Genomic DNA, 23,935 nt, shown 5'->3' with positions numbered 1-23,935 from the left:
CCAACAAGGAGAGCAGGGAACCCAGATGGCGGAGCTCACGATCCGGCCGGAGGAGATCCGGGACGCGCTGGAGAACTTTGTCCAGTCGTACAAGCCGGACGCGGCCTCGCGCGAGGAGGTCGGTACGGTCAGCGTTGCCGGCGACGGCATCGCAAAGGTCGAGGGTCTTCCCTCGGCCATGGCGAACGAGCTGCTGAAGTTCGAGGACGGAACCCTCGGTCTCGCCCTCAACCTCGAGGAGCGCGAGATCGGTGCGATCGTTCTCGGCGAGTTCAGCGGAATCGAAGAGGGCCAGCCGGTGCAGCGCACCGGTGAGGTGCTCTCCGTCGGCGTCGGCGAGGGTTACCTCGGCCGCGTCGTCGACCCGCTCGGCAACCCGATCGACGGTCTCGGCGAGATCGCGACCGACAGCCGCCGCGCCCTCGAGCTGCAGGCCCCTGGCGTCATGGTCCGTAAGTCGGTGCACGAGCCGATGCAGACCGGCTACAAGGCCGTCGACGCCATGGTGCCGATCGGCCGCGGCCAGCGTCAGCTGATCATTGGTGACCGTCAGACGGGTAAGACCGCTCTGGCCGTCGACACGATCATCAACCAGCGCGACAACTGGCGCTCGGGCGACGTGAACAAGCAGGTGCGCTGCATCTACGTCGCCATCGGTCAGAAGGGTTCCACCATCGCCTCCGTGCGTGGTGCCCTGGAAGAGGCCGGCGCGCTCGAGTACACGACCATCGTCGCCGCCCCGGCGTCCGACCCGGCCGGCTTCAAGTACCTGGCGCCGTACACCGGTTCGGCCATCGGTCAGCACTGGATGTACCAGGGCAAGCACGTCCTGATCATCTTCGACGACCTCTCGAAGCAGGCCGACGCCTACCGCGCCGTGTCGCTTCTGCTGCGCCGTCCGCCGGGCCGCGAGGCCTACCCGGGCGACGTCTTCTACCTGCACTCGCGTCTGCTGGAGCGCTGCGCGAAGCTCTCCGACGAGATGGGCGCCGGTTCGATGACGGGCCTCCCGATCGTCGAGACCAAGGCGAACGACGTGTCGGCGTTCATTCCGACCAACGTCATCTCCATCACCGACGGCCAGTGCTTCCTGGAGTCCGACCTGTTCAACGCCGGCCAGCGTCCGGCCCTGAACGTCGGTATCTCGGTCTCCCGTGTCGGTGGCTCCGCCCAGCACAAGGCCATGCGCCAGGTCTCCGGCCGACTCCGTGTCGACCTCGCCCAGTACCGCGAGCTGGAGGCGTTCGCCGCCTTCGGTTCCGACCTGGACGCGGCTTCGAAGGCGTCGCTGGAGCGCGGTAAGCGCATGGTCGAGCTGCTGAAGCAGCCGCAGTACCAGCCGTACCCGGTCGAGGAGCAGGTCATCTCGATCTGGGCCGGCACCAACGGCAAGATGGACGACGTCCCGGTCGAGGACATCCGTCGCTTCGAGAGCGAGCTGCTGGAGTACCTGCGCCGTGAGCGCAAGGACCTCCTGACCAGCATCGCCGAGGGCGCCAAGATGTCCGACGACACGCTGCAGGCGATTGCCGACGCGGTCGCCGCCTTCAAGCAGCAGTTCGAGACCTCGGACGGCAAGCTTCTGGGCGAGGGCTGATCGATGGGCGCTCAGCTTCGCGTTTACAAGCGCCGCATTCGCTCCGTCACCGCCACGAAGAAGATCACCAAGGCGATGGAGATGATCGCCGCTTCGCGCATCGTCAAGGCGCAGCGCCAGGTGGCGGCGTCGACGCCGTACGCGACCGAGCTCACCCGTGCGGTGACCGCGGTGGCGACCGGCTCCACCACCAAGCACCCGCTGACCACCGAGGCCGACACTCCGGGGCGGGCCGCGGTCCTGCTCATCACGAGCGACCGCGGTCTGGCCGGCGGTTACTCCTCCAACGCCATCAAGGCCGCGGAGCGACTGACCGACCGGTTGCGCGGTGAGGGCAAGGAGGTCGTCACGTATGTGATCGGCCGCAAGGGTGTCTCCTACTACGGATTCCGCGAGCGCAAGATCGAGGATTCGTGGACGGGCTTCACCGACAGCCCGACGTACGCGGATGCGAAGCGGGCTGCGGCCCCGCTGATCGAAGCGGTCACCAAGGAGACCGTCGAGGGCGGCGTGGACGAGCTGCACATCGTCTTCACGGAGTTCGTGTCGATGATGACGCAGAACCCGGTGGACAACCGGATGCTGCCGCTCAGCCTCGGCGCCGCGAAGGAGGAGGACGGCAAGGGCGAGATCCTGCCGCTCTTCGACTTCGAGCCGTCGGCGGAGGACGTCCTCGACGCCCTGCTTCCGCGGTACGTCGAGAGCCGGATCTACAACGCGCTGCTGCAGGCCGCTGCTTCCGAGCACGCTGCCCGCCGCCGCGCGATGAAGTCGGCCACCGACAACGCCGGTGAGCTCATCAAGAGCCTCTCCCGGCTTGCCAACGCGGCCCGCCAGGCCGAAATCACCCAGGAAATCAGCGAGATCGTCGGTGGTGCCAGTGCGCTGGCCGACGCGACCGCGGGGAGTGACAAGTAATGACGACCACAGTTGAGACGGCCGTTGCCACGGGCCGCGTCGCCCGGGTCATCGGCCCGGTCGTCGACGTGGAGTTCCCCGTCGACGCGATGCCGGAGATCTACAACGCGCTGACCGTCGAGGTGGCCGACCCGGCCGAGGACGGCAAGCTCAAGAAGCTGACGCTCGAGGTCGCACAGCACCTCGGCGACGGCGTGATCCGCGCGATCTCGATGCAGCCCACCGACGGTCTGGTCCGCCAGGCCCCGGTGACCGACACGGGCACCGGCATCACGGTCCCGGTCGGCGACATCACCAAGGGCAAGGTGTTCAACACCCTTGGCGAGATCCTGAACAAGCCCGAGGCCGAGGCCGAGGTCACCGAGCGCTGGCCGATCCACCGCAAGGCGCCCAACTTCGACCAGCTCGAGTCCAAGACCGAGATGTTCGAGACCGGCGTCAAGGTCATCGACCTTCTCACCCCGTACGTCAAGGGTGGAAAGATCGGTCTGTTCGGTGGTGCCGGTGTCGGCAAGACCGTTCTGATCCAGGAAATGATCTACCGCGTCGCCAACAACCACGACGGTGTGTCGGTGTTCGCGGGTGTCGGTGAGCGTACCCGTGAGGGCAACGACCTCATCGAGGAAATGGCCGACTCGGGCGTCATCGACAAGACGGCGCTTGTCTTCGGTCAGATGGACGAGCCGCCGGGCACGCGTCTTCGTGTGGCGCTGGCCGGTCTGACCATGGCGGAGTACTTCCGCGATGTGCAGAAGCAGGACGTGCTCTTCTTCATCGACAACATCTTCCGGTACACCCAGGCCGGCTCCGAGGTGTCCACGCTGCTCGGCCGTATGCCGTCCGCGGTGGGTTACCAGCCGAACCTGGCCGACGAGATGGGTCTGCTGCAGGAGCGCATCACGTCGACCCGCGGTCACTCGATCACCTCGATGCAGGCGATCTACGTCCCCGCGGACGACCTGACCGACCCGGCCCCGGCCACCACCTTCGCCCACCTCGACGCGACGACGGTTCTCTCCCGTCCGATCTCCGAGAAGGGCATCTACCCGGCCGTGGACCCGCTGGACTCCACGTCCCGGATCCTGGACCCGCGTTACATCGCGCAGGACCACTACGACACCGCCATGCGGGTCAAGGGAATCCTGCAGAAGTACAAGGACCTCCAGGACATCATCGCCATTCTCGGTATGGACGAGCTCGGCGAGGAGGACAAGCTCACGGTCTTCCGCGCCCGTCGCATCGAGCGCTTCCTGTCCCAGAACACCCACGTCGCCAAGCAGTTCACCGGCGTGGACGGTTCGGACGTTCCGCTCGACGAGTCGATCGCCGCGTTCAACGCGATCGCCGACGGTGAGTACGACCACTTCCCGGAGCAGGCGTTCTTCATGTGCGGTGGCATCGAGGACCTCAAGGCCAACGCCAAGGAGCTCGGCGTCTCCTGAGCCCATGGCTCACCGAGGGGGGCGGGTGCGTCCCGTCCCCCTCACCACGCCCCGTAGAATTGACCCAACACCCGGCATGAACGGCCGGGTGGTGACCCGAGGAGCCACCCTTGGCTGCTGAGCTGCACGTCGAGCTGGTCGCCGCGGACCGCAGTGTCTGGTCCGGCGAGGCCAACCTGGTCGTCGCGCGCACCACGTCCGGCGACATCGGCGTCATGCCCGGTCACCAGCCGCTTCTGGGTGTGCTGGAATCGGGCCCGGTGACGATCCGTACGAGCGATGGCGGGACCGTGGTCGCCGCTGTGCACGGCGGTTTCATCTCGTTCGCGGACGACAAGCTCTCGCTGCTCGCGGAGATCGCCGAGCTGGCGGACGAGATCGATGTCCAGCGCGCCGAGCGTGCGCTGGAGCGTGCGAAGTCGGACACGGACGCCGCTTCCGAGCGGCGCGCCGAAGTGCGACTGCGTGCGGTGGCGGTGCGCTAGCACACCGCGACAACGTAGCTTTACCCTCAGCCGCGGCCCGAGCTGGAGACCACTCCAGACCGTGCCGCGGCTGAGGCGATGCAGGTGCGGTTCTGGCGGTATCCGTTACTCGACGACGCGAGGAGGTCGGTGGAGATGTTCCTCGCGCTGTGGGTGGGCGGGCTGGTCGTCGCACTGATTGCGGTTGGTCTCTTCGTCTTCGGTCTGCGCCGGCGGCTGATTCAGCGCTCCGGTGGGACCTTCGACTGCAGCCTGCGATGGAATGTGCCGGAGGAACCCGATCTCTCGGGCAAGGGCTGGGTGTACGGGGTCGCCCGGTACAGCGGTGACCGGATCGACTGGTTCCGGGTCTTCTCGTACGCTCCCCGCCCGCGCCGGGTCCTGGAGCGTTCCGCGATCGAGGTGGTCGCCCGTCGGCTGCCCGAGGGCGAGGAGGAACTGGCGCTCCTGTCCGACGCCGTGGTGCTCGGCTGTCTCCATCGTGGGACCCGCCTGGAGCTGGCCATGAGCGAGGACGCGCTGACCGGGTTCCTCGCCTGGCTGGAGGCGGCTCCGCCCGGCCAGAGGGTGAACGTGGCCTGAGCCCGAGGGCCGTACGACGTGGCCTCGGGCCCGTACCGAAGCCGACGAAAAACCGGGGAGACAGGGGGCGGACCTGTCTCCCCGGCTGCTTTCCGGGGTTGTGCGCGGTACTGAGTGGGGGTTACTTCAGACCGTTGTTGATCGCGCTGACGAGTTCACCGTTGGTGGTGTCACCGCTGAACTCCCAGAAGAACGCGCCTTTCAGGCCCTGGCCCTTCGCCCAGGTCATCTTGGACGCGATGGTGGCCGGGGTGTCGTAGCTCCACCAGTTGGTGCCGCAGTGTGCGTACGCCGTACCGGCGATCGTGCCGGTGGCCGGGCAACTGGTCTTCAGGACCTTGTAGTCCTCGATGCCCGCCTCGTACGTACCGGGGGCTGCTCCGGTGGCGGTGCCGCCGGGCGCGTCCTGGGTGACACCGGTCCAGCCGCGGCCGTAGAAGCCGATGCCGAGCAACAGCTTCGAGGCCGGTACGCCCTGGGCCTTCAGCTTGGCGATGGCGTCGGCGGAGTTGAAGCCGGCCTGCGGGATGCCGCTGTAGGAGGTGAGCGGGGAGTGCGGGGCGGTCGGGCCCTTCGCGTCCCAGGCGCCGAAGAAGTCGTACGTCATCACGTTGTACCAGTCCAGGGACTGGGCGGCACCTGCGTAGTCGGTGGCGTCGATCTTGCCACCGGCGGAGGCGTCGGCGGTGATGGCGGCCGTCACCAGGTTGTTGCTGCCGAACTTCGTGCGCAGCGCCGAGGTGATGCCCTTCAGAGCGGCCGGGCCGCTGGTGTCGCAGGTCAGACCGCAGGCGTTGGGGTACTCCCAGTCGATGTCGATGCCGTCGAAGACATCGGCCCAGCGGGGGTCCTCGACCAGGTTGTAGCAGGACTGGGCGAACGCGGCCGGGTTCTTCGCGGCCTCACCGAAGCCGCCGGACCAGGTCCAGCCGCCGAAGGACCACAGGACCTTGATGTTCGGGTACTTCGCCTTGAGCTTGCGCAGCTGGTTGAAGCTGCCGCGCAGCGGCTGGTCCCAGGTGTCGGCGACGCCGTCGACGGACTTGTCGGCGGTGTACGCCATGTCGTAGTCGGCGTAGGCGTCACCGATTGCGCACTTGCCGCCGGTCACATTGCCGAACGCGTAGTTGATGTGCGTGATCTTCGCGGCCGAACCCGAGGTGTCCAGGTTCTTGACGTGGTAATTCCGGCCGTAGACGCCCCAGTCGGTGAAGTAACCGAGGTTGACCTTGCCGCCGGTGCCGGGGTCGGGGTTGCCGCCGCCACCGGTGGTGTGGACCTTGACCGCGCCGCTGACCGGACCGGTCTGGTCGGCGGTGTCACGGGCCTGCACGGTGTACGAGTAGTCGGTGCCCGCGGTGAGACCGGTGTTGGTGTACGTCGTACCGGTGACCGTGGCGACGACGGCGCCGTCGCGCAGGACGTCGTAGTTCTTGATGCCGTTGTCGTCGGTCGCGGCGGTCCAGCTCAGCTTGGCCGAGGTGTCGGTGATGGAGCTCGCGGTGGGGGTGCCCGGCGCCGAGGGGGCGTTGTCGCCGGGGACGCTGCCGCCGTCGCAGGAGGCGCCGTTCAGCTTGCAGCCGGTGGGGGCGCCGGAGCCGGTGCCGTTGAAGCCGAAGGAGACGCTGGCGCCCGGCGCGACCGAGCCGTTCCAGCCGACGTTCTTGGCGGTCCAGTGGGTTCCGGAGCTGGTGACGGTGGCGTCCCAGGCGGAGCTCACCGCGGTGCCCGAGGGGAAGTCCCACTCGATGGTCCAGGAGGAGAGCGCGGTGGTGCCGGTGTTCTTCACCGTCCACTGGCCCTCGAAGCCGCTGCCCCAGTCGGACTTCTTGAGGTACGTGGCGGTTGCCGAGGTGGCGGCTTCGGCGGGGGAGGCCAGGCCGACCATCGCGGCGAGCGGGAGAAGCAGTGCGGTGAGGCCCGCGACCGCTCTGGATCTGGTGGCTCTTCCGGTCCCGAGTCTGAATCGGGGCCGGCGTAGGGGGGTTTCAGTGGTCAACGGTGCTCCTCGGGTGAGGTCCGGACAAACGGGGGTGGTCCGTGGACTGCAAACCCTGCGCCGCCCTGAGCACGCCTTGTCATGGCGCACTCACCGCAGTGTGCTCGGTGAGATTAGGAAGGTCTGGACCAATCGTCAAGAGGTCCAGACCAAAGTTCGGAGTTAAACCTCAGATGCCCAACTCCTGCGCAAGTACTGCCGCCTGGACCCGGCTGCGCAGCTCCAGCTTGCCCAGCAACCTGCTGACGTGCGTCTTGACGGTCGCCTCGGCCATCGAGAGCCGTACCGCGATCTCGGCATTCGACAGCCCCGCGCCGAGGCAGCCGAGCACCTCCCGCTCCCGCCGGGTGAGTGCATGGAGCACCGCGGGGTCGGGTGCGTTCGCAGGCCGTACGGGGGTGGTCCCGGCGAACTCCGCGATCAGACGGCGCGTCACGGCCGGGGCGATCAGCCCCTCGCCGCGCGCCACCGTACGTACTGCTTCGAGCAGATCGTGCGCATCGGTGTTCTTCAGCAGAAAGCCCGCCGCTCCCGCCCGCAGCGCGCCGAAGACGTACTCGTCCAGATCGAACGTCGTCAACACCAGCACATCCGCAAGCTTTTCGGCCACCACCTGCCCGGTCGCCGACACCCCGTCGAGACGCGGCATCGACACGTCCATCAGCACCAGATCCGGCCGCAGTTCGCGGGCCAGGCGCACCGCCTCCTCGCCGTCCCCGGCCTCGCCGACGACCTCGATGTCCGGCGCGCTGCGCAGAATGAGCACCAGCCCCGCACGGACGGCCGACTGGTCCTCGGCGACCACAACCCGGATCGTCATGCCCTCACGGTCCCTTCTTCCACGGGCAGTTCGGCCCGTACCCGCCAGATCTTCGTCCCGCCGCCGGCGCTCACCGGACCCGCCTCGATCTCTCCGCCCAGCAGTGCCACCCGCTCCCGCATCCCTACCAGGCCGGCCCCCGACCCGGGCGCGCGCGGCCCGGGACGGTCGTCGAGCGCACTGCTGACCTCCACCGTGAGCAGTTGCCCGGCCAGCCCGAGCCGTACCATGACCGGGCCGGGTGCGGCATGCTTGAGCGCGTTCGTCAGGGACTCCTGGACGATCCGGTAGGTGGCCAGCTCGACCGGCGCGGGCAGCGGGCCCCGCTCGCCGCGGGTGTCCTTGAAGGTGCAGCTCAGTCCGCTCGACGCGGCGTTCGTACGGGTCTGCTCGACGAGTGCGTCCAGCGAGGCGAGCGTCGGTGAGGCGCTCGGCTCCGGGTCGGCGCCACCGGTGCGCAGCAGCCCGATCAGCCGGCGCATCTCGGCGAGACCGTCGACGCTGTTCTCCCGGATCACCCCCAGCGCGTCGCGCGAGGTGCCGGGGTCGTCGATGGAGAGGGCGGCGGTGGAGTGGATGGCGATCGCGGAGAGATGGTTCGCCACCATGTCGTGCAGCTCGCGGGCCATCCGGGCGCGCTCGGCGGTCACCGCCTGGGTACGGTCCATCTCGGCCAGCAACGCGGTCTGATCGGCGCGCAGGCGGGCGGTCTCGGCGGCGTCGCGGTGGTTGCGGACGCTGACCCCCGTGATGGCGGGCAGGAACGAGACCATTCCGGTGACCACCCCGTTGAAAAGCGCCTGGGGATTGCGGAACCACGCCAGGAACCCGATGGTGACCGCGACCGTGATCAGGAAGGTGGTCACCGGGATGCGGCGGGCGGCGGCCGGTGTCCCGTACAGCACGGCCGCGTACATCAGATCGGTGAACATCATGACCGTGGCCAGATTGCCGACCGTGAACTGGTCCGCGACCAGGGCGAGCGTGCCGATGACCAGCGCCGTCTGCGGGGCGGTCCTGCGTACCAGTTCGAGCGCCGAGACGACGGCGAGCGGCAGCAGGGAGATCCAGGGGGTGACGAAGGTCCGGTTGCCCTGCATGTGCAGCCCGAGCATCCACAGGAACAGACCGCCGCAGAGACCGATGGCAGCGATGAGCACGTCGTGGCGGTGCGGGCGGGCGAAGGAGAGCACCCTCCTATCCAACACGGCGGTTTCGCTGCGGACCTCCGCACCGGGAGCGAGGCGCGAGTACATCGAAGTATGCAGTCACGGTTCGTCACTGCCGACGACGATTCCAGGCGCCGCAGCCCGAAGACTGGGAGGGACCGGAAGGAGAAGTGCTGTGATCGTCACGCTGATCGTGCTCTGCGAAGTCGGCTTCTGGGTGCTGCTGGCTGCGGGGCTCGCACTGCGGTACCCGGCGAGGAAGCCGCGGCTGGGTGCGGCTGTGCTGCTGTGCGAGCCGCTGCTGGAGGTCGTGCTGCTGGTGGTGACGGCCATCGACCTGAAGAACGGGGCCGAGCCCGACTGGAAGCACGGGCTCGCCGCGGTCTACATCGGCTTCACGGTGGGGCTCGGCCACTCCACGATCCGCTGGGTGGACGCCCGGGTCGCCCACCGCTTCGCGGGCGGGCCGCCGCCGGTGAAGCCGCCCAAGTACGGCATGGAGCGCGCGGCACACGAGTGGCGGGTCGCGGCGCGGTGGACGGTCGCGGCCGTGACGGCACTGGCGCTGCTGCAGGCGGCGATCTGGTACGTGGGCGGGGCCGGGGATGTGACGTCTCTGCAGTCGTGGCAGCAGAAGATGCTGTTCGTGATCGGGATCAACGTGGTCATCGCGGGGGGCTACACGGTGTTCCCGAAGCGGGAGAGGGCGGGGCGCTGAGAGGCCGGACGGGCTTGATCTCCAAGCCCGTCCGGCGCTTGATGACAACAACCGCTACCGCTCGCCGCCAGGTACCCACAGCACGTCGCCGACCTCCTTGTTCGCCGTCCTCGCGAGAATGAACAGCAGGTCGGAGAGGCGGTTGAGATACGTCGCCGTCAGCGCGTTCATCACCTCACCGTGCACCTCCAGGGCCGCCCACGTGGACCGCTCCGCACGCCGGACCACCGTGCACGCCTGGTGCAGCAGCGCCGCCCCCGGCGTACCGCCCGGAAGGATGAAGCTGCGCAGCTTCTCCAGCTGCTCCAGGAAGTGGTCGCAGTCCGCCTCCAGCTTGTCGACGTAACTCTGCTCGACCCGCAGTGGTGGATATTTCGGGTCCTCGACGACCGGCGTCGACAGATCCGCGCCCACGTCGAACAGGTCGTTCTGCACGCGGACGAGGACCTTCACGACATCCTCGGAGAGCTGTCCGAGCGCGATCGCCGTACCGATGACGGCATTGGCCTCATTGGTGTCGGCGTACGCGGAGATCCGCAGATCGGTCTTGGCGGTCCGGCTCGTGTCGCCGAGGGCGGTGGTGCCCTGATCGCCGGTACGGGTGTAGATACGTGTCAGATTGACCATGTGACCAGCCTAGTTAGGCGTCGGCGCTACGGAAGACGCGTGTGCCCACCGTCACGGCCGACAGCGCGAAGGTGAGCGGGGCCAGTACCCGGTACAGCACAGCACGGTCGTCCCGCGGTAGGTGATTATTTGTCGTGCCGGGCGTAACCCTGGACGTGATCACTCGTTTGATATGACGAATTGGTGTGCGGGGTCCGTAGCGACTCGGCGCATGTCCGTCATGTGAGACGTCAACCGCTCCTCGGCCTTGCCGGTCGGAGCTCAGCCGCCCTGGCCGGTGTCGGGCTCGGGTTGACCAGCTCAAGTCATCAGTTCAAAGAGGTGCCTCGATGACTACGTTCGATGTGAGCGAGCCCACCCACCCTGTCGTGCTTCCTCAGCGGCAGGCTCTGGAATCTGCGCCTGCAGACAACCCTGGGAGCAGGGACGAAACGGGGCGCGGACCCCGTCGGCGGTCGTCCGACGGCGCTGGCATCGGACATGAGCGAGGGGAGACTCCTGGCAGCCGCACCAGGCGCCGGGAGCGTCACCCCGAGGCCGCGAATGCGTAAGCCGCGTCCGCTGCTGAGGGAGTACACGCCGTCCGTGAGGGCGGCACCGTCCGAAGAGTTACAGCCGGTGACCGGGTGCCCGTGCTTGACCGCCACGGGCGGCCACTCATGCCGGTCTGCCCAAGACACATACGCTCGACGCTTTGTGCGTGGGCGAACTCGCTGAATCCACAAGCCTGGTCAGCCACCCGAATGCTGTTTTGGTCGTGATCGCGACCGGACGCGGCGTCTACGCGCGCACCACTCCGGACAAGTTCGGCTTTCCGCGGCTTCGCCGCCCCCCGGCAGAAGCAGCACCATGGATATGCCACCGGGGATCTGGTTGCCGCATCTCTTCCGTCAGGCAAGTACCGGGGCCATCACATGGGGCGCGTGGCTGTGCGGGCCACGGGGCGCTTCAATATCCGTACGGCCTCGGGGCTCGTCCAGGGTGTCCACCACCGCCATCTTCGGATGCTGAAGCGAGCGGACGGCTACGGCTACGGCACTCGCCCCGAAGACTCTTCCACCGGGTGACGCGCCTGCTGGAAATGTGATGTGCGTGACGTATGGCGTGACGCGCATCTCTTCGCCACCCCAAGGCCCCTCACGGGTACTAATCTCCGCCGGAGAGCATATGAACAACCGTTAGGACCGGCCGTGCAGGGACCAGCTGCAGAGGCGAACAGAAACCAAGGGGTGCAGACGTGGCCAGGAAGCTCGCCGTCATCGGAGCCGGACTCATGGGATCCGGTATTGCGCAGGTCTCCGCCCAGGCGGGCTGGGACGTCGTGCTGCGTGATGTCACCGACGAGGCCCTGACCCGTGGCCGTGACGGCATCAAGGCCTCGTACGACAAGTTCGTCTCCAAGGGGAAGCTGGGGGCGGCCGACGCCGATGCCGCGCTGGCCCGCATCACCACCACCACCGACCTCGACGCGGTCGCCGACGCGGATGTCGTCGTCGAGGCCGTCTTCGAGAAGCTCGAGGTCAAGCACGAGATCTTCCGGGCGCTCGACAAGATCGTCCGGGATGACGCCGTCCTCGCCTCCAACACCTCCGCGATCCCGATCACCAAGATCGCGGCCGTGACGGAGCGTCCCGAGCGCGTCGTCGGTGTGCACTTCTTCTCGCCGGTTCCGATGATGCAGCTCTGCGAACTCGTACGCGGCTACAAGACCAGCGACGAAACCCTCGCCACCGCACGGGAGTTCGCCGAGTCCGTCGGCAAGACCTGCATCGTCGTCAACCGTGACGTGGCCGGCTTCGTCACCACCCGGCTGATCTCGGCGCTCGTCGTGGAGGCCACCAAGCTCTACGAGTCGGGCGTCGCCACGGCCGAGGACATCGACATCGCCTGCAAGCTGGGCTTCGGCCACGCCATGGGCCCCCTGGCCACGGCTGACCTGACCGGGGTCGACATCCTCCTGCACGCCACGAGCAACATCTACACCGAGTCCCAGGACGAGAAGTTCGCCGCGCCGGAGCTGATGCGCCGGATGGTGGATGCAGGTGACATCGGCCGCAAGAGCGGGCAGGGCTTCTACACGTACTGATCGTTTTCGGTCCTCCGGTTTGCCTGATTTGCCGTCGGTCAGGCCCGGAGGCCCGGGGGGCGTCTCCCGGAATCGGTGGATCCGCGTGGTCCTCGCCGGGCCTTGGTCACTCCACGGGGTGAATTCGGTATCGGTTCGCTTACAGACGGCAACTTCCCTGTCGCTGTCGCAGTCAGTTGTGACAGAGACAGAACAGACAGACGAACCTTGCTACGGAGCAATTCCGGGGAGCACATATGCACATCAGGGGCGACCACGCCGAGCTGGTCGTCGGGGGCCGCCTCGACGTCCGAAGCGCGGCGGACGCCCGTACGGTCCTGCACTCGGCCCTCGACAACGGAGTCGGCGACCTGGTGCTCGACCTGACCGAGCTGGATTCCTGGGACGCCACCGGGCTCGGCGTCATCATGGGCGCACACCGCCGGGCCGGTCGTGCGGGACGACGGCTGGTACTCCGTGGCGTGCCGCCGCAGATGCAGCGCCTGCTGGTGGCGACCCGGCTGCACCGCATTCTGGCCATCGAGGGCGGAATCGCCGCAGACTCCCTGCCGCGCGTGTAGGGCCTGCCCGGCCCCGGCCCGGTGGACGGGCCCTGATCGTGCGGCGCGGCCGAAGGTGCGCAATCCGCACGAGAGAGTGCGCTTCGGACGGCGTGGCCCCCCGACTGTGCGCGGACACTGTGCGACGGTCTAGGGTTCGGCCGTCCGCCGATTGACGAACCCACCAGGCGGACACCGGACCGGAAGCGACAGCGGGGCGTGCGAGGCCGGGAGGGGCAATCGTGCGCGACGCGTCTGGGGGCTTTGGCGATGGACCCGACACACCGGGGACCGGAAGAGTACGGCCGGGACAACGACAGCTTCGACGAGGGAACCGGCCGGCGACGGCCGTCACGTGATCCACTGACTCCGGATTTCGGTCAGCAAACGCCACAGCAGGCGCGCGTCGTCCGGCTCATATCGGGTGACTACCTCCTCACCGTCAACCCGGTCGACGGCAGCGAGGTCGAGCTGTGCCCGCCGGGGGAGCAGCCGGACCCGCCGGTCCGGCGCACCGCGGCCGAGCGCGCCGACCGCGAACGCGCCACCGCACCGCCCGTGCCGCCGGGGCCGCCCGCTCCCCAACTGCCCCTCCTGGAGCGTGCGGAAGAGCGCGAGCGGCTGGCGCGCCTGCTGGCCCGCGGCCGCTCGGTGCGGCTCACCGGACCGGCCGGATCCGGCCGTACGGCACTGCTGAACGCCGTCGCCGCCGACTGCGCGGACCTCGCACCGGACGGAGTCGTACGGCTCTGCGGCTACAAGCGGACCGTCACCGACCTGCTCCACGGGCTCTTCGAGGCCGTCCATGACGCGCGGCTGCACCGGCCCGACCGCGCCGGTCTCCTCGAAAAGGTCCGGAGCATCGGCGCCGTCGTCGTACTCGACGACCTGGAATTCGGCGGGGCCGCCCTGGAGGAGCTGCTCGACGCCACTCCGGAGTGCGCCTTCCTGTTCGCGACGACTCCGGATGTGGCCGCACCCACCCCGGACTCGCACCTCGAAGAGGTCTTCCTCGGGGGCCTCGGCCGCAGCTCCTCGATCGACCTGCTGGAGCAGGTCGTCGAGCGTCCGCTCACCGAGGAGGAGGCGAACTGGGCGGGAGACCTCTGGTTCGAATCCGAGGGGCTGCCGCTGCGCTTCGTCCAGGCGGGCGCCCTGCTGCGCCAGCGCGACATGCTGCGCACCGACCCCGACGCGTACAGCGGCCTCTACAGCCGGTCCCTCGACGTACCCTTCGGGCACGACGAGGACGTCGACGGCGTCCACATACCGCTGCCCAGCCTCGGCGAGGGCGCGGCGCCCGCCGCACTGCTCGCGTCACGGCTGAGCGGGCCCGCCCGCGACACCCTGCGCTTCGCGGTCGCGCTCGGCGGCGAGGTGCCGCACCAGGCGCATCTGCCGGCGCTCGTGGGGGACACCCACGCCGACGCCGCGCTCGGTGAACTGGCCGGCTGCGGACTGCTCTCCCCGGCCGGTCCCCGCTACCGGCTGGCCGCCGGAGTCCTCGCCCAGCTGGAGGCCGCCGGATACGGCGAGGACAGCACCGACCGGGCCCTGACGGCGGCCCAGCACTACGCCTGGTGGGCCGGGCACCCCTCGGTCGGCCCCGCCCGGGCGACCGCCGAGGCCGACGCGGTCGTCGCGGCGATGGCACAGCTCGTCCCCGGCGACGGGGCGGGGCAGACCAGCGTGGCCGTGCTGCTGGCCCGCAGCGCCTCCCCGGCCTTCGCGGCGGGACTGCACTGGGGCGCCTGGGAGAGGGCCCTGCGGATCGGCCAGGAGGCGGCCAGGATTGCCGGAGAGGTCGCCGAAGAGGCGTACTTCCACCATGAGTTGGGCGTCCTCGCACTCTGCACCGGCAATCCGGACCGGGCCAGGGCGGAGCTGGAGACCTCGATCAGCATGCGCGGGGCGCTCGCCGACAAGTCGGGCGCGGTGGCCGGACGACGCGCGCTCGCCCTGGTCGAGGACCGCTCCGGCGGCCCGCGGCCCGGCGGACCTGTCCCGGTGGGCGACGACGTGCCGGCCCCGCGGTACGAGGAGCCGGTGCCGCCGCCTGTCGGTCCGACGGCAGCCGTGACGCAGACGCTGTCACGGCCGTACGAGGACGTCACCGCGGTGATATCCCGGCAGAGCGCCCCCGCAACCGCCTCGGGCGCGCGGGGCGGCCGTTTCGGAGCGCTGGGCGGGGCCCGGCGCAATCCGCTCGCGGCGGGCGTGGGCGTCCTCCTGGCCGGTGTGCTGGGCGCGGTGGTGGTGCTGGGGACGCCGTTCGGTGACGGCGATGCCCAGGGCAATCCGGGTGTCACGACCGAGGAGTCGGCGGGCCAGGACGACAGCGGGGACGGAATCCCGGCCGACGGGCCGACGGACGGCTCGGCCCCCGGAGACACGGCATCCGGCGGCAGCGCGGTGACGCCGGGCCCGTCGGGCAGCCAGGCCACGCCCGGCGTGAGCGGTACGCCGTCCACGGACCCGACGGGGCCGGGCAACACCCCGTCGGCGGACACCCCGTCCAGCGACAAGCCGTCGTCGGGCAAGCCGACCAAGTCGTCCAGCCCGACGAAGTCGTCCCCGCCGACGAAGCCGGGCAGCCCGAGCCCGACTCCGACGGAGACCGACTCCCCGGACCCGACGGACCCGGCAACCGAGACCCCGCCGATGTCGCCGAACACCTCCGACTCGGCGAGCGGGCCTTCTTCTTCGTTCTCTGCACCGGCCAGTGCGGACAGCAGTCCGACCGCGGCCTGAGCAGAACTCCGCGGACGCCGGACGGACCATGCACGTCCGGCGTCCGCGGAATGTCAGAACAGACGCAGCTTGTCGTCCTCGATGCCGCGCAGCGCGTCGTAGTCGAGCACCACACAGCCGATCCCGCGGTCCGTCGCCAGCACGCGCGCCTGCGGCTTGATCTCCTGCGCCGCGAAGATGCCCTTCACGGGGGCGAGGTGGGGATCGCGGTTGAGCAGCTCCAGATAGCGGGTCAGCTGCTCCACGCCGTCGATGTCGCCGCGCCGCTTCAGCTCCACGGCCACGGTCTGGCCGTCGGCGTCCCGGCACAGGATGTCGACCGGTCCGATGGCGGTGAAGTACTCACGGCGGATCAAGGTGTAGCCCTCGCCGAGTGTCTCGATCCGGTCAGCGAGGAGTTCCTGCAGATGTGCTTCGACGCCGTCCTTGATGAGGCCCGGGTCGACACCCAGCTCATGGGACGAGTCATGGAGGATTTCCTCCATCGTGATGATCAGTTTCTCGCCCGCTTTGTTGACCACGGTCCAGACGCCCGCGGTGTCGTCGGCGCCCTCCTTGAGGGTGCAGGGCGGTGACATCCAGTTGAGGGGTTTGTACGCCCTGTCGTCGGCGTGGATCGACACGCTCCCGTCCGCCTTCACCAGGATCAGACGGGGAGCGGAGGGCAGGTGGGCCGTGAGCCGGCCGGCGTAGTCCACGGAGCAGCGGGCGATGACGAGACGCATGGTCGGCAACGCTACTCGACGACGGGTGCTCCACGCGATTCTCCCTCCGCCGCCCCTCCGGGCCCCGGACCGGGGCCCCAGGGGCTTGCCCCTCTTTGATCCCCTTCGTTATTGGCCGGTTGTGTTCCCAATCTCCTGGTGCGGCCAGGACTGCACCCTTACCGTGGAAGCAGGAGGTCGCCGTCTGTGCACGCTGCGTCGCCGTCCTCCTTCCCTGCCCGTAAGGCCCCGGCCCGGCGTCGGGGTCGCGAGAGGAGAACCCATGTCGCTCGACGTCTCACCGGCGCTGTTGGAACAGGCCGAGCGAGGCGAGGTCGACGAAGCCGACTTCGTCGACTGCGTCCGGACCTCCCTGCCCTACGCATGGGAGATGATCAGCTCTCTGGTGGCTCAGCTGAAGGTCGACGGCGGACAGTTCGCCGACAACCAGACGCCCCCGCCGGACGAGCAGGCACGTGGTCAGCTGCTGCGCGCGCTCGCGAGTGATGCGATACGTGGCGCTCTGCAGAGGCACTTCGGGGTGCGTCTGGCATTCCAGAACTGCCACCGCGTCGCGGTGTTCCCGCTGGACGCCTCGGTCGACGAGCGTCTGGCCCGCTTCACCTCGGTGAGGGGCCAGTTGCTCAATCAGTCGCCCGAACTACGGGACTGCTAAACGCTTCTGCTGCCGTTCCGGGGCGCCGAAGGTGCAACTGGCTCCGGGGCGGCAGCCCCCGTACCTCTTACGACTGCTTATGTGAGCAGCGGCAGTACTGCAGTGCCCAGCCGCGCTACGTTCTCCTCCGTGGCCGCCAGATCTCCCGAACCCTCCACCAGGAGCGCGAAGCGGGTGATGCCCGTCCGCTCGGCGGTGGCGGCGAGCCGGTCGGCCGCGAGCCGGGGCGGGCCCACCGGATGAAGGCCGCACAGCAGCTCCGTATAGGCGACCGGGTCGCGCATCACCCGGTGCCGGCCATCGACCGTCACATGGGCGTCCAGGCCCTGTCGCAGCCAGCCCGGCATCGCCTTCACGAGCGTCTCCACGGCGTCCTCGGCACGGTCGGAGATCTGGGCCACCCCTGCGGACACATGTCCGGCCTCCCGGACGCTCTCGGGCGAGCGGCCCGCGGCGAGGGCGGCGGAGCGCCACAGGGCGACCATCTCGGCCTTCTCCTCGTCCCCGCAGTGCATACCGAGCAGCATCGGCAGACCGTTCTGTGCGGCGAGCCTCACCGTCTTCGGCGAGGTGCACGCGACGATCACCTCGGGACCGCCGGGGCTCCCGCCGCCGTCCACGTCGAGCAGCTCGTCGGCCCGGGGGACCACCGCCACCTCGCGGAAGCCGTACCGTTCCCCGCTCCCCGCCACGCGGGGTTTGCCCAGCCAGTCGAGCAGCAGCTCCAGGGACTCCGGGAAGCCCTTCTCGTACGCCTCCAAGCCCCCTCCGAACACCTCCAGATCCACCCAGGGGCCGCCCCGGCCGACGCCGAGCGTGAACCTGCCGCCGCTGGTGAGATGGAGCAGCGCGGCCTGTTCGCCCAGCGCGACCGGGTGCTGGGTCGGCAGCACGCTCACAGCCGTACCCACCCGGATTCTCCGGGTACGGCCGAGCAGCAGCGCGGCCAGGGTGACCGCGGACGGGCAGACCCCGTACGGCACGAAATGATGTTCTGCCAGCCAGACCGAGTCGAGCCCGGATTCCTCCGCGACCTCGGTGGACCGGATCGCGCGATGCAGCGCTTCTCCCGGCCCCTGCCCCGGAAACTGGGCTGCCAGTACGAACGTTCCCACACGCATCGCCAATTACCTCCTTGCGGCCGACGCGGCTCTCCCCTACCGGCAACAACGTCTGACACGTGCCAAAGGCACGGTCCGGGGGCAGGTTGTTGCGATTTTCCGGTAACTCACCCCGCCCGGGACGCCGTCCTGTGCGGGGTGGGACACCTCGCTCGGCCGAATGGCCCTACGCTTGACGGGAACTGCCCAGCCTGCCCCGTGAGGTGTCACGTGTCCCCGCGCCGCAACCGCCCCCGAGGCGGCGAGAGTCCCTACGACAGCGCAGCGGAGCCGGGGGCCCGCTACGGCGGCGGCGGACGCACCGAACAGTGGCATGGCGAGGAGTGGTCGGTCCGCCCGGTGAGCGGCGCGAGCGCGGCCGGCAAGCGGTATCGCTGCCCCGGCTGCGACCAGGAGATCCCGTCCGGCGTCCCGCACCTGGTGGCCTGGTCCGAGTACAGCGGGATCGACGACCGCAGGCACTGGCACAAGGCCTGCTGGAACGCGAGGGACCGCCGCACCACGCAGGTGCAGCGGTCCAGGAACGCGCCTCGCTACTGAGCTCCGGCGGCCGGCGAACGGTGGCCGACGGCCGGTGACCGGTCAGACGTCGCGCTTCTCCAGCGACGCATAGGCACCGGCCATGGCCACGGCCGTGACGCCGAGCATGATCCACAGCGGATCCCAGCCGGACGGACCCGACCCGGTGACCGAGGTGTCGTAGAACGCGCCGAGCTGGCTGGGGATGGAGTACTCGAAGAACGCCTGCCTCAGGTCGCTGAGCGACTCCGCGAACATGAACATGGCCAGCACGAGCGGCAGCAGCACCACCCCGATCATGATCGTGATCGCTCCCGCGGAGTGCCGGATGAGAGCGCCGATCGCGAGCGAGAGCAGGCCCAGCATCGCGATGTAGAGGCCGACGCCGACAGTGGCGCGCAACCAGGCGTCACCGGTGGGTGCCTCGCCGTCGAGGATGGCCGTCTGCAACGCCCCGACCAGCGCGGTCATCACGGTCGTGATGACGAAGGTGAGCAGGAAGAAGACGATCGCCTTCGCGGTCAGCACCCGCGCACGGTCGGGGCAGGCCGTCAGCGTCGTACGGATCATGCCGGTGCCGTACTCGGAGGCGATGGTCATCACGCCGAGCGTGATCACACAGATCGAACCGAGCAGCACCCCGAAGAAGCCGAAGCTGAGCACCGGGGTCTCGCCGACGTTGGCGTCGGCGGTACTGACCGCGATCGCGGCGAGCAGCCCGAGGCCGAGGAGCAACACGATCATGACGCCGAGCGTCCACATGGTGGAGCGCACCGAACGGATCTTGGTCCACTCGGAGGCGAGCGCGTCGCCGAGGGTGGCGCGGCGCACCGGGATCGGTGAGGCATAGAGCCCGGCCGGTGCGTCCTGCCAGTTCTGCTGCGGGACCGGGGCCTGCTGCTGGTACGGCGCCTGCGGGGTCGGCGGTGTGGTCATCGGGCGTCCTCGCTGGTCTCGCGCTTGGTCAGGTCTGCGGGGGCTGCGGCGGGCGCCGCCTGGGCCGCAGGGGCAGCGGCGACGGGCGACGCCGGAGCTCCCGCGTACGGGTTCTGTCCGGGCGGCGGCGGGGCGTACCAGCCCTGCTGCGGCATCTCCGGGACCGGCGGCTGCGGCGCCCCGTAACCGGGCTGCTGTCCGTACCCGCCGTGCACCGGCTGCTGCAGCCCGGCTTTCTGGTCCACCGTCGAGCGGTAGTCCACGGCGCCCTGCGTCATCCGCATGTACGCCTCCTCGAGCGAGGCCTGGTGCGGCGAGAGCTCCCACAGCCGGACGTCCGACTCGTGTGCCAGATCGCTGATCCGCGGCAGCCGCAGACCGGTGATCCGCAGGGCCCCGTCCGGCTCCGACATGACCTGGCCGCCCGCCTCGGTGAGCGAGGCGGTCAGCTTCTCCCGCTGCTCCTGCGCACCGTCCGCGATCCGCACCCGGGCGAAGTCGGCCGAATTGGCGGAGATGAAGTCCTTGACGCTCATGTCGGAGAGCAACTGCCCGCGGCCGATCACGATCAGATGGTCGGCGGTGAGGGCCATTTCGCTCATCAGATGGCTGGACACGAAGACCGTACGGCCCTCCGACGCCAGCATCTTCATCAGATTGCGGACCCAGAGGATGCCCTCGGGGTCGAGGCCGTTGACGGGCTCGTCGAAGAGCAGCACCTGCGGGTCGCCGAGCAGCGCCGCCGCGATGCCGAGCCGCTGGCCCATACCGAGCGAGAAGCCCTTGGACCGCTTCCGCGCGACGTCGTGAAGACCGACGACACCGAGCACCTCGTCGACCCGGGCGGCCGGGATGCCGGCGAGCTGGGCGAGCGAGAGGAGGTGGTTACGGGCGCTGCGCCCGCCGTGCACTGCCTTCGCGTCCAGCAGCGCACCCACCTGTCGCGGAGCGTTCGGCAGGCTGCGGAAGGGGTGGCCGCCGATCGTGACATGGCCGGAAGTCGGTCGGTCCAGGCCCAGCATCATGCGCATGGTGGTGGACTTGCCCGACCCATTGGGACCGAGGAATCCGGTGACGGCCCCCGGCCGCACCTGGAAGGAAAGGTTGTACACGGCCGTCTTCGCGCCGTAGCGCTTGGTCAGGCCGACTGCCTCGATCATGCTCCAGCCCCATCGACTTCGTCTGTCGTCGGGGCCCAGGCCGTCCGGCCGCACGCCCCCCGTAAGAGTTAGGAGGATATCCAGCCCTTGACGGTTCCGGCCAAGTCGTTACGAGAGCGCATCGCCTTCCCGGCAGAGCGGACGGAGCGCTTCCGGGCCGATCGGGTCTTGCGCCCGCCCATCGGCCACGGATCCCGCGCACCGGTCATGCGTCCCGTTTCTTCAGTACGAGATAGCCGCCTGCCAGCGCGGCAGCCACCCATGCGATCAGAATGCCGAGCCCGCCCCATGGCCCGTACGGAGCAGGGTTGCTGTTCATGGCATCCGGAACAACCTGCATGATCTTGGATCCGGCCTGGTCGGGGAAGTAGCGGGCGACCTTCTTCGCGCCCGGGACCGCCGACAGGATCTGGGAGACCAGGAAGAAGAACGGCATCAGGATGCCGAGCGACAGCATGGAGCTGCGCAGCATCGTCGCCACACCCATGGAGAAGATCCCGATCAGGCCCATGTAGATGCCGCCGCCGACGACGGCGCGCAGGACATTGTCCGCACCGATGTCCGTGTGATGGTCGCCGAGGAGGGACTGCCCGAGGAAGAACGAGACGAAGCTGGTGGCGATGCCGACCACCAGCGCCAGCACACCGGCCACCGCGACCTTGCTGAAGAGGAACGAACCGCGCTGGGGCACGGCCGCCAGCGAGGTGCGGATCATGCCCGAGCTGTACTCCGTACCGACCACCAGCACACCGAAGACGACCATGGCCAGCTGGCCGAGGACCATGCCGGAAAAGCTGATGAGGGTCGGGTCGAAGGTGGCCCTCTCGACCGCGGGGAGGTCGTCGAACTGGGCGTTCATCAGGGCACAGAGCGCCGCGCTCATCGCGACGGTGACGACGAACGCGGAGATCAGGGTCCAGACGGTCGACGAAACCGTACGGATCTTGGTCCACTCGGAGGTCAGGACCGCGGGTACCGATGCCATCGTCGTCACGCCCCCTTGACGGTGCCGGAAGTGCCGGGTACGCCCGGCATGCCGTTCCCGGCCGTGCCGGCGGCGGTCCGCCGGTTCCACTCGTCGCCCCAGTGCGGGCCCACGGGCGGCGGTGCCGCACCGAGCTCCGAGTGTGCGTGGTACTCCACGGAGTCCGCCGTCATCTGCATGAAGGCCTCCTCCAGGGAGGCCCGCTGGGAGCTCAGTTCGTGCAGCACGATCTGATGCCGGGCGGCGAGCTCTCCCAGCGCCTCGGTGGTGGCGCCGTCGATCTCCAGCGTGCCGCTGCCCGTCTCGACCACGATCAGGCCTTCCTCGTGCAGTACATCGCGCAGCCGCTCCTGCTGCGGAGAGCGCAGACGCACATAACTGCGGGAGTTCTGGTGGATGAAGTCGGCCATCGAGGTGTCGGCGAGCAGCCGGCCCTGGCCGATCACGATCAAATGGTCCGCGGTGAGGGCCATTTCGCTCATCAGATGCGAGGAGACGAAGATCGTCCGGCCTTCCGCGGCGAGCGCCTTCATCAGATTGCGGATCCAGTGAATTCCCTCGGGGTCGAGGCCGTTGACGGGCTCGTCGAAGAGCAGCACCTGCGGGTCGCCGAGCAGCGCCGCCGCGATGCCGAGCCGCTGGCCCATACCGAGGGAGAAGCCCTTCGACTTCTTCCTCGCCACCGCGCTCAGACCGACGGTGTCCAGCACCTGGGCGACCCGGCTCTCCGGGATGCGATTGCTCTGCGCGAGACAGAGCAGATTGTTGTACGCGCTGCGCCCGCCGTGCATCGACTTCGCGTCGAGCAGCGCCCCGATGTACTTGAGGGGTTCTTCCAGGTCGCGGTAGTGCTTGCCGTCGATGCGCACCGAACCGCTGGTCGGGTTGTCGAGATCGAGCATCATCCGCATCGTCGTGGACTTGCCCGCACCGTTGGGGCCCAGAAAGCCCGTCACCATTCCAGGACTGACGCGGCACGAAAGCCGGTCGACGGCAACCTTGCTGCCGAAGCGCTTGGTGAGACCATCAAGCTCGATCATGCGTTCACGCTAGAACGGCCGCGCGCCCGGCGCCACCACAAGGGCGGAACCGGGCGCGCAAGAGGTACGACTGCGGTACTGCGGGGTCAGCGGGTCTGCTGAGCCGGGACGCCGCGGGTGACCGGCTCGTCGTCGGCGGGGGAGCCGGCGGCGGCCACCGCGGCACCGGTCAGCGTCGCCAGCATCTCGCGGACGTTGGTCAGCTGAGCGTTGATCGAGTCGCGGCGGTTGGTGAGCGCCGCCAGCTCGCGCTCCGACTCGCTGCGGATCCGGTCGGCCTTCGCGTTCGCGTCGGCCACGATGTCCTCGGACTGGCGCTGCGCGGTCTCCACCGTCTGACGGGCCCGGCGCTCGGCGTCCGTACGGAGCTTCTCGGCCTCCAGGCGGAGCTGCTCGGCGCGGTGCTCGATCTCGGCGAGGCGCTTCTCGGCCTTGGCCTGACGGGACGCGAGGTCGCGCTCCGACTGGTCGCGGCGCTTGGCGAGGTTGGTCTCGAAGTCCGCGGCGGCCTGGGCGGCCTTGGCGCGGGTCTCCTCGAAGAGGGCGTCCGCCTCCTCGCGCTTCTGCGCCGCGTCCTTCTGGGCCTCGGTGCGCAGCGAGGTGGCCTCACCCTTGGCCTTCTCGACGATACGAACGCCCTCGTCCTCGGCCTTCGCCTTGCGCTCGGCGGCGAACGACTCGGCGTCGTTGCGCACCTGCTGGGCGGCCGACTCGGCGAGCTCACGGTGCTGCTCGGCGGCGCGACGGGCCTCCTCGCGCAGGTCCTTCGCCTCCTCCTCGGCCAGGCGGAGAATCTTCTCCACGCGCGCGCCGAGACCGGCGTACGACGGCTCCGCGTCGTTCACCTGGGCCTGGGCGTTCTGCGTTTCGAGGTGGAGTTCCTCGATGCGCTTTTCCAGAGACGTGATGCGGGTCAGAGCACTATCACGGTCGGCGACGAGCTTGGTAATGCGGTCATCCACCTGACCGCGGTCGTATCCACGTCGCACGAGCTCGAAGCCGAAGGGGGAGGAAGGGTCGCTCATGAGGTTCCTGTCGAATGAGACCGGTGAGGTGTTAGA

Annotated in this window: 22 protein-coding genes; 11 read left to right on the top strand and 11 right to left on the bottom strand. The window is 69.0% G+C overall.

The annotated features are described in order from the left end of the window. The first annotated feature begins 25 nt into the window (after positions 1-25). The 5 genes from atpA to IEZ15_RS00545 all read left to right on the top strand — a co-directional run bounded on the left by atpA (position 26) and on the right by IEZ15_RS00545 (position 5,024). Complete coding sequence (atpA, locus tag IEZ15_RS00565; protein WP_114246678.1) at positions 26-1,597, top strand: F0F1 ATP synthase subunit alpha; 1,572 nt, start codon at positions 26-28, stop codon at positions 1,595-1,597. 3 nt (positions 1,598-1,600) lie between these two features. Further along, entirely contained in the window at positions 1,601-2,515 is a 915-nt protein-coding gene (locus IEZ15_RS00560; RefSeq protein WP_189273313.1) for a F0F1 ATP synthase subunit gamma, read from the top strand. Then, on the top strand, positions 2,515-3,957 hold the full coding sequence (atpD, locus tag IEZ15_RS00555; RefSeq protein ID WP_072483715.1) for a F0F1 ATP synthase subunit beta: 1,443 nt from the start codon (positions 2,515-2,517) through the stop codon (positions 3,955-3,957). The genes IEZ15_RS00560 and atpD overlap by 1 nt, the downstream gene beginning before the upstream one ends. A gap of 110 nt (positions 3,958-4,067) precedes the next feature. After that, positions 4,068-4,442 (top strand): F0F1 ATP synthase subunit epsilon, encoded by a 375-nt coding sequence (locus tag IEZ15_RS00550; RefSeq protein ID WP_114246680.1) that lies wholly within the window; start codon positions 4,068-4,070, stop codon positions 4,440-4,442. Positions 4,443-4,577: 135 nt separating this feature from the next. Next, positions 4,578-5,024, top strand: coding sequence for a DUF2550 domain-containing protein (locus tag IEZ15_RS00545; protein ID WP_114249306.1), 447 nt, complete (start codon positions 4,578-4,580; stop codon positions 5,022-5,024). A gap of 121 nt (positions 5,025-5,145) precedes the next feature. Here IEZ15_RS00545 and IEZ15_RS00540 read toward each other — a convergent pair whose 3' ends face one another. The 3 genes from IEZ15_RS00540 to IEZ15_RS00530 form a co-directional block, all read right to left on the bottom strand. Beyond that, positions 5,146-7,023, bottom strand: coding sequence for a glycoside hydrolase family 18 chitinase (locus tag IEZ15_RS00540; RefSeq protein WP_189273311.1), 1,878 nt, complete (start codon positions 7,021-7,023; stop codon positions 5,146-5,148). 169 nt (positions 7,024-7,192) lie between these two features. Beyond that, positions 7,193-7,843, bottom strand: a complete 651-nt coding sequence (locus IEZ15_RS00535) for a response regulator (RefSeq protein WP_189273309.1) — start codon at positions 7,841-7,843, stop codon at positions 7,193-7,195. Then, positions 7,840-9,036: a sensor histidine kinase gene (locus IEZ15_RS00530; protein ID WP_189273904.1), complete on the bottom strand. Its 1,197-nt coding sequence runs from the start codon at positions 9,034-9,036 to the stop codon at positions 7,840-7,842. Before IEZ15_RS00530 ends, IEZ15_RS00535 begins: the two co-directional genes overlap by 4 nt. Before the next feature lie 151 nt (positions 9,037-9,187). Between IEZ15_RS00530 and IEZ15_RS00525 the strand changes: the two genes are divergently transcribed. Next, entirely contained in the window at positions 9,188-9,730 is a 543-nt protein-coding gene (locus tag IEZ15_RS00525; protein WP_189273307.1) for a hypothetical protein, read from the top strand. A 54-nt stretch (positions 9,731-9,784) separates the two neighbouring features. On the opposite strand, the gene IEZ15_RS00520 is transcribed toward IEZ15_RS00525, so the two are convergent. Then, positions 9,785-10,357: a cob(I)yrinic acid a,c-diamide adenosyltransferase gene (locus IEZ15_RS00520; RefSeq protein WP_189273305.1), complete on the bottom strand. Its 573-nt coding sequence runs from the start codon at positions 10,355-10,357 to the stop codon at positions 9,785-9,787. Between the two features lie 1,237 nt (positions 10,358-11,594). Here IEZ15_RS00520 and IEZ15_RS00515 point away from each other — a divergent pair. The 3 genes from IEZ15_RS00515 (at position 11,595) to IEZ15_RS00505 (ending at position 15,733) form a co-directional block, all read left to right on the top strand. After that, the gene (locus tag IEZ15_RS00515) at positions 11,595-12,443 is read left to right on the top strand and encodes a 3-hydroxyacyl-CoA dehydrogenase family protein (RefSeq protein WP_114246687.1); all 849 of its coding nucleotides are present in this window, start codon (positions 11,595-11,597) and stop codon (positions 12,441-12,443) included. Between the two features lie 236 nt (positions 12,444-12,679). Then, complete coding sequence (locus tag IEZ15_RS00510; protein WP_114246688.1) at positions 12,680-13,003, top strand: STAS domain-containing protein; 324 nt, start codon at positions 12,680-12,682, stop codon at positions 13,001-13,003. 249 nt (positions 13,004-13,252) lie between these two features. Further along, on the top strand, positions 13,253-15,733 hold the full coding sequence (locus IEZ15_RS00505) for an ATP-binding protein (RefSeq protein WP_189273303.1): 2,481 nt from the start codon (positions 13,253-13,255) through the stop codon (positions 15,731-15,733). Between the two features lie 53 nt (positions 15,734-15,786). Here IEZ15_RS00505 and nucS read toward each other — a convergent pair whose 3' ends face one another. Then, positions 15,787-16,458, bottom strand: a complete 672-nt coding sequence (nucS, locus tag IEZ15_RS00500; protein WP_093898543.1) for an endonuclease NucS — start codon at positions 16,456-16,458, stop codon at positions 15,787-15,789. Positions 16,459-16,720: 262 nt separating this feature from the next. Here nucS and IEZ15_RS00495 point away from each other — a divergent pair, with 262 nt between their 5' ends. Next, a complete protein-coding gene (locus tag IEZ15_RS00495) occupies positions 16,721-17,113 on the top strand; it encodes an SCO5389 family protein (RefSeq protein WP_014154035.1) in 393 nt (130 codons plus the stop codon). A 77-nt stretch (positions 17,114-17,190) separates the two neighbouring features. Here IEZ15_RS00495 and IEZ15_RS00490 read toward each other — a convergent pair whose 3' ends face one another. Then, positions 17,191-18,234, bottom strand: a complete 1,044-nt coding sequence (locus tag IEZ15_RS00490) for an LLM class flavin-dependent oxidoreductase (protein ID WP_114246690.1) — start codon at positions 18,232-18,234, stop codon at positions 17,191-17,193. A 210-nt stretch (positions 18,235-18,444) separates the two neighbouring features. Here IEZ15_RS00490 and IEZ15_RS00485 point away from each other — a divergent pair, with 210 nt between their 5' ends. Beyond that, the gene (locus IEZ15_RS00485) at positions 18,445-18,774 is read left to right on the top strand and encodes an Rv1322 family protein (RefSeq protein WP_114246691.1); all 330 of its coding nucleotides are present in this window, start codon (positions 18,445-18,447) and stop codon (positions 18,772-18,774) included. A gap of 42 nt (positions 18,775-18,816) precedes the next feature. Here the strand turns inward: IEZ15_RS00485 and IEZ15_RS00480 are convergent, their stop codons facing one another. The 5 genes from IEZ15_RS00480 to IEZ15_RS00460 form a co-directional block, all read right to left on the bottom strand. Next, positions 18,817-19,689 carry an ABC transporter permease gene (locus IEZ15_RS00480; RefSeq protein WP_189273301.1) on the bottom strand — a complete coding sequence of 291 codons (873 nt, stop codon included), beginning with the start codon at positions 19,687-19,689 and terminating at the stop codon, positions 18,817-18,819. After that, on the bottom strand, positions 19,686-20,849 hold the full coding sequence (locus IEZ15_RS00475; RefSeq protein WP_114246693.1) for an ABC transporter ATP-binding protein: 1,164 nt from the start codon (positions 20,847-20,849) through the stop codon (positions 19,686-19,688). The genes IEZ15_RS00480 and IEZ15_RS00475 overlap by 4 nt, the downstream gene beginning before the upstream one ends. Positions 20,850-21,054: 205 nt before the next feature. Further along, entirely contained in the window at positions 21,055-21,834 is a 780-nt protein-coding gene (locus IEZ15_RS00470) for an ABC transporter permease (protein WP_189273299.1), read from the bottom strand. A gap of 5 nt (positions 21,835-21,839) precedes the next feature. Then, the gene (locus IEZ15_RS00465; protein ID WP_189273297.1) at positions 21,840-22,874 is read right to left on the bottom strand and encodes an ATP-binding cassette domain-containing protein; all 1,035 of its coding nucleotides are present in this window, start codon (positions 22,872-22,874) and stop codon (positions 21,840-21,842) included. 86 nt (positions 22,875-22,960) lie between these two features. Then, a complete protein-coding gene (locus IEZ15_RS00460; protein ID WP_114246695.1) occupies positions 22,961-23,899 on the bottom strand; it encodes a coiled-coil domain-containing protein in 939 nt (312 codons plus the stop codon). Positions 23,900-23,935: the final 36 nt, after the last annotated feature.

It is taken from the genome of Streptomyces atratus, assembly GCF_014648655.1.
Lineage (GTDB): Bacteria > Actinomycetota > Actinomycetes > Streptomycetales > Streptomycetaceae > Streptomyces > Streptomyces atratus.
The sequence above is the reverse complement of the archived record's forward strand: the minus strand, read 5'-3'. Positions and strand labels throughout refer to the sequence as shown.

Coding starts and splice junctions, on each gene's coding strand:
- IEZ15_RS00460 (WP_114246695.1), bottom strand. CDS start 23,899: ATGAGCGACCCTTCCTCCCCCTTCGGCTTCGAGCTCGTGCGACGTGGA.
- IEZ15_RS00520 (WP_189273305.1), bottom strand. CDS start 10,357: ATGGTCAATCTGACACGTATCTACACCCGTACCGGCGATCAGGGCACC.
- IEZ15_RS00475 (WP_114246693.1), bottom strand. CDS start 20,849: ATGATCGAGGCAGTCGGCCTGACCAAGCGCTACGGCGCGAAGACGGCC.
- atpA (WP_114246678.1), top strand. CDS start 26: ATGGCGGAGCTCACGATCCGGCCGGAGGAGATCCGGGACGCGCTGGAG.
- IEZ15_RS00470 (WP_189273299.1), bottom strand. CDS start 21,834: ATGGCATCGGTACCCGCGGTCCTGACCTCCGAGTGGACCAAGATCCGT.
- IEZ15_RS00535 (WP_189273309.1), bottom strand. CDS start 7,843: ATGACGATCCGGGTTGTGGTCGCCGAGGACCAGTCGGCCGTCCGTGCG.
- IEZ15_RS00545 (WP_114249306.1), top strand. CDS start 4,578: ATGTTCCTCGCGCTGTGGGTGGGCGGGCTGGTCGTCGCACTGATTGCG.
- IEZ15_RS00505 (WP_189273303.1), top strand. CDS start 13,253: ATGGACCCGACACACCGGGGACCGGAAGAGTACGGCCGGGACAACGAC.
- IEZ15_RS00480 (WP_189273301.1), bottom strand. CDS start 19,689: ATGACCACACCGCCGACCCCGCAGGCGCCGTACCAGCAGCAGGCCCCG.
- IEZ15_RS00490 (WP_114246690.1), bottom strand. CDS start 18,234: ATGCGTGTGGGAACGTTCGTACTGGCAGCCCAGTTTCCGGGGCAGGGG.
- IEZ15_RS00495 (WP_014154035.1), top strand. CDS start 16,721: ATGTCGCTCGACGTCTCACCGGCGCTGTTGGAACAGGCCGAGCGAGGC.
- IEZ15_RS00560 (WP_189273313.1), top strand. CDS start 1,601: ATGGGCGCTCAGCTTCGCGTTTACAAGCGCCGCATTCGCTCCGTCACC.
- IEZ15_RS00465 (WP_189273297.1), bottom strand. CDS start 22,874: ATGATCGAGCTTGATGGTCTCACCAAGCGCTTCGGCAGCAAGGTTGCC.
- IEZ15_RS00510 (WP_114246688.1), top strand. CDS start 12,680: ATGCACATCAGGGGCGACCACGCCGAGCTGGTCGTCGGGGGCCGCCTC.
- nucS (WP_093898543.1), bottom strand. CDS start 16,458: ATGCGTCTCGTCATCGCCCGCTGCTCCGTGGACTACGCCGGCCGGCTC.
- atpD (WP_072483715.1), top strand. CDS start 2,515: ATGACGACCACAGTTGAGACGGCCGTTGCCACGGGCCGCGTCGCCCGG.